Genomic DNA, 12,876 nt, shown 5'->3' on the forward strand with positions numbered 1-12,876 from the left:
AACAGGGCGTTTTGTCGTTTAGCGTATCGATTTCGGACGCAGGCCGAGCAAAAGCGGAAGCAGCAACAATGCCACCAATCCTCCGGCATAAGAAAGCGCCGCATAGCTGGAATAGGCGACGACGACTCCCGACAGGATGCCGCCGGAAGCGCCGGCCAGAGCGATCAGGACGTCTACGGACCCCTGGACTTTGGCCCGGTTGGCGGTAGTCGTCGCGTCCACGACCATTGCCGTTCCGCTGATCAATCCGAAATTCCATCCCAATCCCAGCAGCGAGAGCGCCACGATCAGCATGAACATCGAATCGGCGGGCGCCAGCGCAGCGGTAATCCCGGCCAGCAGCAGCGTGACGCCGGATGCCGCGGCCATCGCGGTCCGGCCGATTTTGTCCACCAGCATTCCCGTGATCAGGGAAGGCAGATACATGGCCCCGATATGAAACCCGATTACGAGGCCGACTTCGGCCAGTCCGTGACTGTGGTGCCGCATATGTACGGGAGTCATCGTCATGATCGCGACCATGACGATCTGGGTCAGGATCATGACCCAGGCGCCGATCGTCACGCCTCTGCGGCTGCCTTGAGCGGCGGCAGGCGGGGTGCCCGCCTGCGGTACGTGCCGGAGTGCCGCCGCTTTGGCGACGAGCAGCGGATCGGGCCGAAGAAAGAGCAGCAGCGTGGCTCCGGCCAACAGGTAAGCGGCGGCCGCCAGCACAAAAGGCCCGGCCAGGCGCGGGATCTGCATGGACACCGCGACGTCGCCCATGACCCCGACCAGATTGGGACCGGCTACCGCCCCGATCGTCGTGAACACCATCGCCATGCTGGCCGCCGTGGCTCTTTGCCTGGGTTCGGCGAGATCCGTCCCGGCGTAACGCGCCTGGAGATTGGAAGCCGTCCCGGCCCCGTAGACCAGCAGCGACACCAACAGCAGCGCCGCGCTGCCCATGACGGCAGCCAGCACGATGCCGATCGCGCCGAGGCCTCCCGCCACGAATCCGAGCCCCAGTCCGAGGCGCCGCCCGTACTTTTGCGAGAAGCGCCCAATCCCAAAAGCCGCCGCCGCCGAGCCCAGCGTGAACAGAGCCGTCGGAACGCCCGTGAAGTTGTCCGTGCCAAGCATGTCCTGGGCCAACAGCGCCCCTACGGTGACCCCGGCCGCGAGCCCGGCCCCGCCGAAGATTTGCGAGAAAATGACCGTAACCAGCGTCCGGCGGTACAGCTGTCGCTGTTTCTCCGGGGACTGGGCGTACCTATCGATTAACGCTTGCTGCTTGGATAAAGCTTTTGTCGGGTTCATAGAAATCGGTCCTTTTCGTCTGCCGTGGATTTTCTTCTATGGTATATGAAAAGGCGTGACGGGTGAAGGACGAATCGATCTCCGGACGGCTGATTTTCTCATATCGAACACTTCTTATCGGAAAATAGAATCGGCCTAGCCAGACCGGTTTTCTATATGGACGTGCCCCTATTGTAAAATATACTTAAAACATAAAATAATTTTAAATTCGTCTGGTATAATGTTAATGAAGGGGTGAAGTTTGATGAACAGAAATTTACGACCTTTAGCGTTTCTTCTTATTATTTTGCCTATTGTTGCCGCTTTGTATTTAACCTTTAATAGCGAATTTTTTATTTCAGGAGGATACCAGTTGGCGTTAGACGGATACGTGATCTCCCGAACTCTTATCGTGATTTTTAGTTTTTATTTAGTGACTAAGCTCGGGTATTATATTTTGACGAATCATAAAAAGGATTAGTGCTGCAAACATCCATAACCATAAAACTTGTGCAATCCGCACTATAAACAAGCTTAAAAGAACGGCTCAAACACGAGCCGTTTTTTTGTTTTTAACTGCATGACTGGGGACTGAATTTGGCTTTAATCTGCTGACCTGAAGTGTCTGGGAAAGTGTACGATTACAAATGGACGTCTATTTGTGAAGGTTTTAGACTCATTCCATAAGTTGAAGCAAGTCCTGGACAGAATTTGGCGCCACTGTGTAAGTAATCCCTGTATCGTTTACGTTCGCTAACATACCTTGCTTATCCTCAGCATTGATCCAGTAATGAAATGAAACAGATGTATTATTGTTCAGAGAAATAACACAATCATAATCGGGAATTTTTGTATCCGCTATACCCAACTGCTGGCTTGCCGTCGACAAAGATTGAACGATAACAGAAAATTCTTCGTCATTGGATAGTTTTTTTTAGTAACACACTACCTATGAAGCCGTGCCTCTCTGACTTGAAAATATTGATTTCAGTTATTTGTTGCTTTTGTATTTCTTCAACAATTTGTTTAAGAGTCATTTTAGAATCAGCTCTTACTGGAGGTGGAGGTGCTCCTTCAGTATTTCGGTCGGAACATGCAGTGAAAACAAAAATACACCCGATGATCACAATTGTTCGAAACATTATTCTCAATAGTAAGACCTCTTTTCATCAAGATAGCATTCTAGCCTTCATATTCTACATGACTATAAGAAACAACAATATCCGTTGGTTTGTTTCTTGTGTTTCTATGATCGAGAATAACAAACATTCCAGGAAGAGACGCTACAAGCGGAGGAACGCCGCGGCACGCTGACAGCCATGAAAACCGTCGTTACGGGAGTGGAGCTGCTGCCGCTGAAGGAAGGAAGCAGTGAACAGCGGTGGATTTGGTTGGGGACCGGGCAGTATATCCAATTTTGGCGAATCCGATATTCCGGCGCAGTTCTTGCCGATCTATCAGGCTGCCGCTGAAAAATACGGTAAGCCATAGAAGACGCGATTTTCTCGGCGGCCCATTATTTAGGCAAGAGCGGCGCATCGAGCGGGAATATCGAGGGCGCGGTACACAATTACAACCGAGATCCGGCGTATGTCGCGGAAGTCATGAAGTATGCCACGATGTACGTCGAGCAAGGCTATAACGTAATCGAAGTTCCGCAAGCCGGCCAGAATGGGTTTGTACGTCCGATCAGCGGAGCCGTAACGTCGAACTTCGGCATACGGACGCATCCGATTAACGGCAAACAAAAACTGCATGCCGCGTCAATTTTGGCTGTTCGACCGGGGAGCCGGTTCCGGCTTCTAAAGCGGGCAAGGTGATCTTCAGCGCCTGGCAAAAAGCCAGCAATCCAAAAGCCGGCTATGGACAGTATATCCGGATTGACCACGGCGGCGGGTACGTTACGACGTACGGCCATTTGTCCAAGCTGATTGCGGGCGTAGGCGATACTGTACAAGCTGGCAGCGCGATTGGAGAACGCGGATCTACAGACGGAAGCACGGGGCCGCACTTGCACTTTGAAATCATCATCAACGGCAATCCGGTTGATCCGCTGCCGTTCGTTGGAGGGAAATAATATGTATTCGGGATACCGCTATGAAGCCGACGGACGTTACCACGTTGCCGATCCGATCGGCCGAAGAGATTATGGCGTATTTGAAAGTCCAGAAACGAAAGCATCCTCAAGTCTGGATTACCAATGGCGAGGATCATATCATCGCCTAAACGAAAAACGGCCATATTATTTTTCCGGAATATGTAGCCGTGGCCGATATACGGGATGAACTGCTGAAAGATCCGGATTACGATCCTGAAAAGCTTATAAGCGAGCTGGTCGGATCCCACATTGTATATGAGGGTTACCTGCCAACAGATAAAGAAGACGCGGTGCATCTGCTGTAAAGCTTGTACAGTCCGTACATTCAGCACTATAAGCAAGCTTAAAAGAACGGCTCAAATACGAGCCGTTCTTTTTTGGGCTGCGTGAAGTTTGGCGAAGCGGCTGGGATCCGGCCAACAGATCGGCAGTGGAAGGCACGACGTACTAAAGAGAATAAATCAAATTCTTCTACATATGATGTATAAGCTTCAAAAATGAAGATTCAGCTTGGAAGTGAAAACCCTGAAATCATGTATCGGCATTTTATTCTATGTTGAACATGAACAAAGGATAGAGAATTGCTTTGTTGGCTGCGGTGACTACGTCGTTCATGTTGGGTCGAGCCGCGGTCAACCTATATTGGATCTGAAGAAAGGGGAAGGAGGGAAATAAGATGAATCGACTACAAGTGTTTATTCGTAAATGTAATGACGCGATTAAAGACATTGGACGGTGGACAAAAGGGTTTCTGGAAAGTAAAGAAGGCCGCTATACCGTTTCGGCTGTATTGCTCATGGTACTGAAGTTTGCACTAACCGGCACGCTGTAATGAACTAAATGCAAAAAGAGAACCAGCCTTACTGGTTCTCTTTTGTATTCAAAAAAGAATGATTTTGTTTAATAGAAGTGGAAATTATGACTCCAGCAAAGATTGAATTTGCAATTTTAAATTTATTCATTTAAGAACACTCCAGTCAACTTATTTTTTTTTTGGAAATATCAAAAACATCAAATTTAATAACATGATCAAACAAAAAGGTGATGGTTAGGGCTCCCAGAGGAATCATGGCATAATACCAATAAGGATTATTCGGAGCTTCTCCAGGGGGGGCCTGAATTAGAAATATGAACAAACCAATACAATAAATTGAACCTATTAAGATACCAGTTTTGTTCCTTTTTCTTTTTTTATGAGACATAATCGTTCTCCTCCTCTCTTCAAAATTTTGCTCGGACGTATTCAAATTCAAATTCCTTTCTATTTAATCCTTATTGTTAAGAACGCAAAAAACTAAACATTCGTTACCTTAAATTCAATATTATTTTAAATTTAAATTTTACTTGCTTACTTATCGGCTCCTTACCATTACATGTCCTTGAATTTATTCACCTGATTTGTATCGTTTTAAAAGAACGTCTACAAGGGAGAATTTCTTGAGATTTTGCGCATTTTAATTTGATAGATCGGGTTGTGTTTGTTATTCGAATTGTCAAAGACACGTTACGGTGAAGATCCAATTAAAATTAAAAAAGTTATATTGCAGTTATGGTTTTATCTTTTCTAGCAGTATCTACTTTTTCACAAAAGGCTAATGCAGACCACTACCCAGGAGGACCTACTACGGGTCAAAGAGTCGCCTACTATAGTGATTCTATTACTAATTATGGGTACAATTCGTTATTTAAGAAGCCAGCTACATTGGTTTTTACAATGTAGATGCTTTGGAAAAAGTTGCGGATGTGATCGTTGTAGGAACGCCTCTTCTTCCATTTGAGGAACGTGAGCATAAGGCTACCTATTATGATGATAACGTAATTCAAGATTTTTATACTTTAACTGATTTCAAAGTGGAACAGGTTATTAAAGATCCTGATCAAGCGGTTCAGGATGGAAAAATCAAATTTGTTGAACCGATATCTATTATCATCAGCAAAGACGGAGAGAAAATAATTCGCTCAATTGCAGATTATCAAGATGTTCAAGAGGGAGAGAAGTATTTGGTTTTCTTAAAGGATAATACCTTAGGTCAATATGGCGTGATCAATATGAAAAACGGCACATTTGATTTGAATGAAAATGTAGAGAATTCATTTAATGCTTTGGAAATTGAAGGAGATCCGGTACATGAGAAAATGAAGCAAGAAGCTTTGGCCAAATATGATCTAGATTGATCCACTCGAAACACATATTTATTAAAGGGTCCCTATAAAATGGGGCCTTTTTTGTTACAAGTGAAGCAATCTTAGGTAGAACGGCGCTTTCCCATGTGCTTAAAAGCATGGGTTTACGAACAGCGGAAAATACACCCAGCGGTTCGGAGGAATTTATGGATTTTACAGAACAAAACTATAAAAAATTTAAAATCTTTTTCCGATATAAGATCAGTATTTTTATATCGAGCCAGATAATCGAGGAGGAAAGTTTTTGAAGTCTACCCAAAAAGCATTAGCATCCCTATTTGTTGCAGCCAGTATGCTGGGCTCTTTAAGTGCTCACGCGGAAAGTGCTCCTGCATTCAAAGATTTGAACAAGGCGTCTGCGTGGTCGCGCGATGCCATTACTCAAGCAAAGCTGCTGAATTTGTTCTCCGGAGATGCCGAAGGCAACTTCCGTCCCAATATCCAGATTACACGCGAAGAAATGGCAAAAGTAATTGTCGAGCTGCTGCAGCTTCCGTTAACACCTTCGGCTAATTCTTCTTTTAAAGACGTGCCCAAAGGGTACTGGAGCGCGCCTTACGTTGAAGCTGTCAAAAAAGCGGGAATTATGCTTGGCAGCGGAAACGGAAAATTCAATCCCAAAGAAACGCTGACGCGCGAGCAGTTGGCTGTCGTTATCGTTAAGTCACTCAACCTTCCTCTAGAAGAGAGTTCCGATCTTTTGAATCAATACGAAGATGCCGGCTCTATTCACGATTGGGCTTCTCGCTATGTAGCAAGTGCCGTTAAATCGGGTCTGATGGCAGGCACCGGCAATAAATTCAATCCAACCGCTGTTAGTCAGCGTCAGGAAGCAGCGATGATCGCGGTTCGCACCTATAAAGCGAAAGAAGCAGCAGCTTCCGCGCCAGCACCGTCTCCGGCACCGGTTCCAACGTCAACGCCAACTCCTGTGCCGACACCAGCGCCAGCACCAATTCCTGTGCCGACGCCTGCTCCAGAGCCGTCTCCGACACCAGCTCCGATCGTGTCTGTACCGACGGAACCAGCACCCACACCGGTACCAACAAATCAGGCGCCTACCGTTTCCCAGATGAAAATTACCGGAGAAGCGGTAGTCGGCAGTACGCTTGTCGGCAGTTATGTATATCAGGATGCGGACGGGGATCTCGAGAGCGGCACTTCCTTAAAATGGTATAGATTGAACGGCGATAATTCCCGCTCCCAGATCCTCACAGCCGCCGGAGATTCTTACAAGCTGACTCAGGAAGACGTGGGCTACCGAATTGCGTTCGAAGTCACGCCAACAGATGCCCGCAATAAGCAGGGCGCAGCCGAAATCGTAATTTCCGGACTTGTAGAGGAAGGCAGCCATGAACCGTCCGTCAGCGAAGTCGGAATTTCCGGAACGCCTCAAGTCGGCCAGACCCTGACAGGCACGTATACATTTAACGCTTGGGATGCCGCAGACTCTGATCACAGCACGTACGAATGGTACTCTATAGAGCCCAACCACTCTCCGACGCTGATCGAAGGCGCTACCGGCAAAACCTATGTCCTGACCGCCAACGACGTAGGCAAACAGCTGAGTTTCCGGGTTACGCCTCAGGATTCCCATCAGCGGATCGGCATGTCTATTGCTTCCCAATTTACTGCCGCCGTGACGGACGTGAATCACGAGCCGTCCGTCAGCGAAGTCGGAATTTCCGGAACGCCTCAAGTCGGTCAAACCCTGACAGGCACTTACAAATTTAGCGACCCGGACTTGGAAGACTCCGATCTCAGCACTTATCAATGGTACTACATGGACGGACCTTTTTGGTCTCCGATCGAAAACGCAACTTCCCGCTCCTATACGGTAACTGAGGGATTTATTAACAGAAAGCTGATTTTCGAAGTCTCGCCCAAGGATTCCCGCGGCAAGCAAGGCAATATCGCCGCTTCGGAAGCTACAGCAGCGGTAACGGCGGCTAACCATGCGCCAACGGTTTCCAACGTTAAGATTACCGGTACTCCGGAAGTCGGAATCAAACTGACGGCCACCTACACATTCACCGATGCCGACGGCGACGATGAACTGGGCACAACCTTCCAATGGTACCGGGTAAGCGATGACGCAGACAATACCACAGAACGAATCAGCGGAGCAGACCAGGCGTCCTATGTACCGACCTCCGAGGATGTAAATAAGACATTGATGATTCAAGTGACACCCAAAGACGCCAAAGGTCAGACAGGCATCCAGCAGTTGGGTTTTTCTTCCGTCATCAAAGCTACTAACCAAGCGCCGTCCGTCAGCGAAGTTACCATTTCCGGCACGCCCGAAGTCGGCCAAACGCTGACAGGCACGTACAAGTTTAGCAAAGTGAATTTGGAGGATTCCGATCTCAGCACTTATCAATGGTATTATATGGTCGGACCTTTTCTACATCCGATCGAAAATGCAACTTCCCGCTCCTATACGGTAACGGGAGCCGTTATCGGTCAACCGCTGGTGTTCCAAGTCACGGCCAAGGATTCCAACGGTAAACAAGGCAATGTAGCCGCTTCGGAAGCTACAGCAGCAGTGAAGGCGGTTGAATAGGCTCCGAGCTTAAACTAAGTCAGGACTTTCGGCACGTCTCAGGTCGGCCAGATACTAACGGGCACGTACAAATTTAGCGATCCAGACATCAAACAATAACGAATAGGCCAGCCCCTTAGGTAGGAATTTCCTGCGAAAGGGGCTTTTTATAATACTTGAATACAAGTCAGACTACTACAGCTTTATTAATAAACACGTGTTATTATCCCAGAATAAAGAATCAGGGAGATGATTGAGTGGGGAAGATTGATATTTTAAGTGAAGTCGTAATGGAACTTTGTTATTTTACGTTCACCACGAGAAGAATAGGGCTGATCGCCGTTTCGGAAGATGAAGTAGAAGTCCATTTGCAAAAAGTGACTTCGCCGGAAGTCGCCCGCTTTATTAAAGAGGGCATTAAAATTTTGAAAATAGGGTACGTGTTTTCTCCAACGCTGAAGATGTTTTTTGAAGCAAGAATGCTTGAATGTATGCGAAATCCAAACCTCAGTGCAGAAGAATTAAAAGCGATTCATTACAGTGTATATCTTTTTGAATATTGTCAGCAGGAAGATTTACAAGAGGTTATTCGTTATTCTGAAGTCATACTGGACTTCGAATATTCAGAAGAAGTATCCTTTGTTCGTTCTTCTGAAGATGTAGTGAAAAGAGTTGTCACAACGCTGGATTTCCTTAGAATTAGGGATCAGGACACTATAGCCGTCAGTCGAGAGGAATTTGAACAGTATAAAAGAGAAGGTTGGAAGAATGATCCTCGTTTTTAAGTGGTGGGAAAGAAGAAGAGGAGGAGGAGATCGGATGAAAAGAACAGAGATTTTGACGGTTTTAAGTGAGATTATCATGGAGCTTTGTTACTTCGTCCTTACGATGAGAAGAATAGGACCTTTGGATATTTCCGAAGATGAAGCCGAAGTATATTTACAAAAAACAACTTCGCCGGAAGTCGCCCGCTTTATTAAAGATGGTCTCAAAGTTTTGAAAAAGTATGGTGGTTTTGAAATGATGAAAATTATGTATGAGGTTAGAATGCTCGAATGTATTCGTAATCCAATGATTACAACAGAAGAATTGAAGGCGCTCCAATATAGTGTATATCTTTTTGAATATTGTACAGGTGGCAATTTGGATGAAATGGTACGTTTTTCGAGGATTCTAATAGAGTTCGAGGCATCGCAAGAAGGATCTATATTCTATTCTACTGAAGAAGTACTGGTCAAATTGAGACGAGTACAAGAGTTCCTTAGAAGTAAAGATTACGAGCACGTTGCTGTCGATCGTGAGGAATTTGAAAATTACAAAAAAGAACATTGGAAGCAAAGTGATCTTTAACACAAAAATATTAGGGATGAGTAGATTATTGGAACGAATTTAAACTTTAGATAGCAAATAGAATCGTCGCGACGATAGATAGCCCTACCATAATCAATGAAACGATATGCCTCCGAGAGCCTGGAATATATCTTAGCTCGAGGACGGAACAACTAGCAAAAGCAATTGTGATTACTAGAAGAATCCAAGCAAAAGGGCGATTAACGAAAACGAGAATAACAATTGCAAGTAGGGGCGAACCAATGATCGTCCACTTATATAAAGGATAACCCGTTGTATCTGACATATACTTTTTGGTTTTACAAATCTTTTTACTAAGAAAAAAGTGAGAAAAACCAAAAACAGCGAGCGTGAGAAAAAATAAAGATACACTTTCCATAACATTCACCTGCTTTTTTTTAAAACATCTTACTATGAAGAGGTGGAATTTACAAATGCATAGCAAATTAGAGGATAGTTTTACACAGATACCAAATAACAGCCAACACCAAAGAACTGAAAATGGAAGACTCAAATATCAAATCAGTGCAGCCGCTGCGGCAGTCCTGTTCGCTGCGGGTCTGATTTTCCTCAATCAACTTCAGACTGGCCCGGCCCCAAGTTCGACTCCGACTCCGCACAAGCCGGCGGCCCAAGGAGGGTCTTTCCAATCCGCAAGCATCGCTGTTTCTTACCGTTCCCTTCAAGAACTGACGGCTTCTGCCGATCTGATCGCCGAAGTCGAGATTACCGGCACCCGCAGCAAGGGATCCGGCGATCACTTTCTCGGCTATACGGCCGCGGCGGTAGACGTGACCGAGGCCAATTCCAATGTTCAAGAGATCGTTATCTACGGGGCTTCTCCGCCGGAAGAACAAGAAGGCGTTTGGAGCGAGGACCGGGTTTCTTTTGAAATCGGAGCCAAGCATCTTCTGTTTTTGAAAAAAGGAAAAGATCCTTCAAATAACTCGCTATATCGCGTATCCGGCGTCTATCAGGGGATCTTTAACGTAGAGAACGGCACGGTCAACGCGTTGGATTCGGGTTACGGAGCCGAATTAGCCGCAGCTGCCGATGAAAGTTCGGATCCTGCGTCGGCCGCAGGCGAAAATTATATGCCTGGAGAAAGCGTAGCGGACTTCACAGCGAAAATCCGCCGGATTCAAGAGGGCCTGAATAAACAAGCGGCCTTCACACCTGACACCACCCTCCAAAACGGGTAAAGTAACAGCAGGAGGGATGTACCATGCGCATTCAAATGGACGAATATACGACAGGCAAACTTCAGGAAAAGCTCGGTGGACGTCCCGGCAGTCTCCGGCTCATCTACGATACGATCAACTGCGGCTGTAACGGCATCGTGACGATCCAGATCGCGGACAAGCCGTGGGACACGGACGTGAAGGTCGAAGCGGAAGACTTCGAATTCTGGACCGACCGCCAGCAGGAGCAGCAGTTCGATCCGGTCATGAAGCTTGAAGCGGATCGCAGCTACCCGTCATTCAAGCTGTCCAGCGACGGATCGGTGTTCAGCCGGGATCTGAGGATTACGGATCTGCGCGTTCAGCCGGTTTGAGTGAAAAGAGACAGGAAGCATTCCCGGTTTAGTTTTAGTACTCAAAAGAAATTAAAAACAGGGAAAAAGCCGCCTCCAATGTTTTTGGAAAGCGGCTTTTTCTTTTAACTTAATGTTGAGTCATCTTTTTTTTCTCGGATAGAAATTGTGAGTTCATGCAATGACTTATCTAATTTCTCGAATTTTTCTTCGAAGTTTTTCAATACATATCTTAATAACATAAGACTCAATGCAACAGGAAATCCTACATTTGTTACAGCCGATAACATTTCTTCTATAGTCATTTGAATCCCTCCTTATAAACAAAGAAAATTTTAGAGGATAAAAACAACCTGAAAAAACAAACGAACGTTCCTTATTAGGTTGTAAAATCTCCCATAAATACTCCATAGTATATATAGACGAAGAAGGAGGAATAATATGCCATCTAATTTGGTAATTGAAGAGTATCGCAAAAAGTTAAGGCAAGCAGCTTGGCGGCTGCAGTACTATGAAAGAAAACGGTTGAGAAATGAACTTGTTTTTGACTATATTCAAAAAGAAACACATGGGGTTGATCCTACAAACCTCATTGAAGAAATGGGTTTACATGAAGCTATTCAACTCATTCCGTACCCGCAGGGCAGAGCCATCATTTATGAACTCTTTGTAAATGATAAAACGGAAAAGGAACTAGCTAAAGAAATGCAGGTGACTCAACAGGCGGTGAGCAAGTGGAAGAGAAAGTCCCTGAAATATCTTTGTCAGACACTGAGTTCTTAATCTTGCTTCAGCGAGTTAAACACCATGATCAAGAAGCTACTTTAGAAATCATTGAAGCATTCGATGGGGAGATTAAACGTTTAGCAAAGTATATGCGCCTTAATCAGGAGGACGCGGTACAAACTTTAATTACAGAGCTAATAGCCATCCTTCAATCTGAATGATCATTAAATATAGAAAGGCAGCGGCTTAATTGAGCAGCTGCCTTTATTGTTTATCTATCTAAAAAACTTCAACTTGCTCGTGTCACTATTTTGAATATATATAAAGGCTTCTTTTGCAAAATGTCTTTCGGATTGTGCCCATATTATTATATTGTAAAAGTTTATTTCTAGGCGATTAATGGTTGGTTGTAATAAGTGATTCCTCTCTCCTTTATAGATGAGAAGGCAATACGGCATTACAGAGCACTTGGGAATGGGGCTCTGTCTATGATTCCCCCTATTGTTTTTCTACAAATATAAGATCGGGAGTGACTATTATGGCAAATCAATCTTTGGGTACAAGTGGAACGACCCTTATCAAATCGCATGAGGGATTTTCTTTGAAGTTTTACGCAGATCCTTCTGGGTATCCAACAGTTGGTTGGGGACATTTGATTACAAAAAATAAAACGTATAGCAGAAACAAAACCGGGAATCCCAATGACTCTCTTCTGACGCAAGCACAAGCAAATGCGTTGACTCACTCGTTGAATCTGAATTATACGTCTCCTATTTCTCGAACGCAGGCCAATACGTTTTTTGCCAAGGATACAGCAAAAGCAGTAGCTGCAGTCAATAACTTGGACTTGCCTGCAGGCTGTAAGTTTTCGCAATCCCAGTTCGATGCGTTAGTCTCGCTTGCGTTTAATGGCGGTCCCGGCGTGTTGGTAAGCGAGGATGTGCAAGCGATGCTGGCCCACAAGCAGATCTATCCTACTTTTTCGGGTCCGATTTCCTCAACGGAAATCACAACTTGTTCGAAGCTGGTCAGCAAAGCCTTCTCCTATGATCGAAATCTTCAACGCAGACGAAATGAAGAAGCGGCTTTGTTCTGTAAGAATGCGCGGTATACGCATCAATATCCCGTATACACCCTGTAATTTAATCAATCTACAGTACAAAA

Annotated in this window: 13 protein-coding genes and 1 pseudogene; 10 read left to right on the forward strand and 4 right to left on the reverse strand. The window is 45.6% G+C overall.

All coding sequences use genetic code 11. The features are described from left to right. Window positions 1-18: 18 nt before the first annotated feature. Together FFV09_RS11705 and FFV09_RS24610 are read right to left on the reverse strand one after the other, a co-directional pair. Window positions 19-1,299, reverse strand: coding sequence for an MFS transporter (locus tag FFV09_RS11705; RefSeq protein WP_141447989.1), 1,281 nt, complete (start codon window positions 1,297-1,299; stop codon window positions 19-21). 655 nt (window positions 1,300-1,954) lie between these two features. Continuing rightward, window positions 1,955-2,194, reverse strand: a pseudogene (locus FFV09_RS24610) (YhfM domain-containing protein); the annotation flags it as partial. Window positions 2,195-3,094: 900 nt separating this feature from the next. Here FFV09_RS24610 and FFV09_RS11715 point away from each other — a divergent pair. Beyond that, window positions 3,095-3,355: a M23 family metallopeptidase gene (locus tag FFV09_RS11715; protein WP_141447991.1), complete on the forward strand. Its 261-nt coding sequence runs from the start codon at window positions 3,095-3,097 to the stop codon at window positions 3,353-3,355. 697 nt (window positions 3,356-4,052) lie between these two features. Further along, window positions 4,053-4,208, forward strand: a complete 156-nt coding sequence (locus FFV09_RS23750; RefSeq protein WP_160441776.1) for a hypothetical protein — start codon at window positions 4,053-4,055, stop codon at window positions 4,206-4,208. A 145-nt stretch (window positions 4,209-4,353) separates the two neighbouring features. On the opposite strand, the gene FFV09_RS11720 is transcribed toward FFV09_RS23750, so the two are convergent. Beyond that, window positions 4,354-4,578: a hypothetical protein gene (locus tag FFV09_RS11720; RefSeq protein ID WP_141447992.1), complete on the reverse strand. Its 225-nt coding sequence runs from the start codon at window positions 4,576-4,578 to the stop codon at window positions 4,354-4,356. 523 nt (window positions 4,579-5,101) lie between these two features. Here FFV09_RS11720 and FFV09_RS11725 point away from each other — a divergent pair. The 6 genes from FFV09_RS11725 to FFV09_RS11750 all read left to right on the forward strand — a co-directional run bounded on the left by FFV09_RS11725 (window position 5,102) and on the right by FFV09_RS11750 (window position 11,007). Further along, window positions 5,102-5,551: a hypothetical protein gene (locus FFV09_RS11725; protein ID WP_141447993.1), complete on the forward strand. Its 450-nt coding sequence runs from the start codon at window positions 5,102-5,104 to the stop codon at window positions 5,549-5,551. Window positions 5,552-5,804: 253 nt separating this feature from the next. Further along, entirely contained in the window at window positions 5,805-8,123 is a 2,319-nt protein-coding gene (locus FFV09_RS11730) for an S-layer homology domain-containing protein (RefSeq protein WP_141447994.1), read from the forward strand. A gap of 236 nt (window positions 8,124-8,359) precedes the next feature. Further along, on the forward strand, window positions 8,360-8,887 hold the full coding sequence (locus tag FFV09_RS11735; RefSeq protein WP_141447995.1) for a hypothetical protein: 528 nt from the start codon (window positions 8,360-8,362) through the stop codon (window positions 8,885-8,887). A gap of 34 nt (window positions 8,888-8,921) precedes the next feature. Continuing rightward, window positions 8,922-9,452: a hypothetical protein gene (locus tag FFV09_RS11740; protein ID WP_141447996.1), complete on the forward strand. Its 531-nt coding sequence runs from the start codon at window positions 8,922-8,924 to the stop codon at window positions 9,450-9,452. Between the two features lie 434 nt (window positions 9,453-9,886). Continuing rightward, entirely contained in the window at window positions 9,887-10,654 is a 768-nt protein-coding gene (locus FFV09_RS11745; protein WP_141447997.1) for a hypothetical protein, read from the forward strand. A 23-nt stretch (window positions 10,655-10,677) separates the two neighbouring features. Continuing rightward, a complete protein-coding gene (locus tag FFV09_RS11750; protein ID WP_141447998.1) occupies window positions 10,678-11,007 on the forward strand; it encodes an iron-sulfur cluster biosynthesis family protein in 330 nt (109 codons plus the stop codon). A 104-nt stretch (window positions 11,008-11,111) separates the two neighbouring features. Here the strand turns inward: FFV09_RS11750 and FFV09_RS11755 are convergent, their stop codons facing one another. Further along, window positions 11,112-11,291 (reverse strand): hypothetical protein, encoded by a 180-nt coding sequence (locus tag FFV09_RS11755; RefSeq protein WP_170315006.1) that lies wholly within the window; start codon window positions 11,289-11,291, stop codon window positions 11,112-11,114. Between the two features lie 136 nt (window positions 11,292-11,427). On the opposite strand from FFV09_RS11755, the gene FFV09_RS11760 reads away from it, so the two are divergent. After that, the gene (locus FFV09_RS11760; protein ID WP_141448000.1) at window positions 11,428-11,769 is read left to right on the forward strand and encodes a sigma-70 RNA polymerase sigma factor region 4 domain-containing protein; all 342 of its coding nucleotides are present in this window, start codon (window positions 11,428-11,430) and stop codon (window positions 11,767-11,769) included. Between the two features lie 481 nt (window positions 11,770-12,250). Then, window positions 12,251-12,853 (forward strand): lysozyme, encoded by a 603-nt coding sequence (locus FFV09_RS11765; RefSeq protein WP_141448001.1) that lies wholly within the window; start codon window positions 12,251-12,253, stop codon window positions 12,851-12,853. The last annotated feature ends 23 nt before the right edge of the window (window positions 12,854-12,876 follow it).

Source organism: Saccharibacillus brassicae (assembly GCF_006542275.1).
Lineage (GTDB): Bacteria > Bacillota > Bacilli > Paenibacillales > Paenibacillaceae > Saccharibacillus > Saccharibacillus brassicae.

Bases quoted from the DNA above. Each gene is read 5' to 3' on its own strand.
- FFV09_RS23750 (WP_160441776.1), top strand. From the start codon at position 4,053: ATGAATCGACTACAAGTGTTTATTCGTAAATGTAATGACGCGATTAAA.
- FFV09_RS11755 (WP_170315006.1), bottom strand. From the start codon at position 11,291: ATGACTATAGAAGAAATGTTATCGGCTGTAACAAATGTAGGATTTCCT.
- FFV09_RS11760 (WP_141448000.1), top strand. From the start codon at position 11,428: ATGCCATCTAATTTGGTAATTGAAGAGTATCGCAAAAAGTTAAGGCAA.
- FFV09_RS11750 (WP_141447998.1), top strand. From the start codon at position 10,678: ATGCGCATTCAAATGGACGAATATACGACAGGCAAACTTCAGGAAAAG.
- FFV09_RS11765 (WP_141448001.1), top strand. From the start codon at position 12,251: ATGGCAAATCAATCTTTGGGTACAAGTGGAACGACCCTTATCAAATCG.
- FFV09_RS11720 (WP_141447992.1), bottom strand. From the start codon at position 4,578: ATGTCTCATAAAAAAAGAAAAAGGAACAAAACTGGTATCTTAATAGGT.
- FFV09_RS11745 (WP_141447997.1), top strand. From the start codon at position 9,887: ATGCATAGCAAATTAGAGGATAGTTTTACACAGATACCAAATAACAGC.
- FFV09_RS11705 (WP_141447989.1), bottom strand. From the start codon at position 1,299: ATGAACCCGACAAAAGCTTTATCCAAGCAGCAAGCGTTAATCGATAGG.
- FFV09_RS11740 (WP_141447996.1), top strand. From the start codon at position 8,922: ATGAAAAGAACAGAGATTTTGACGGTTTTAAGTGAGATTATCATGGAG.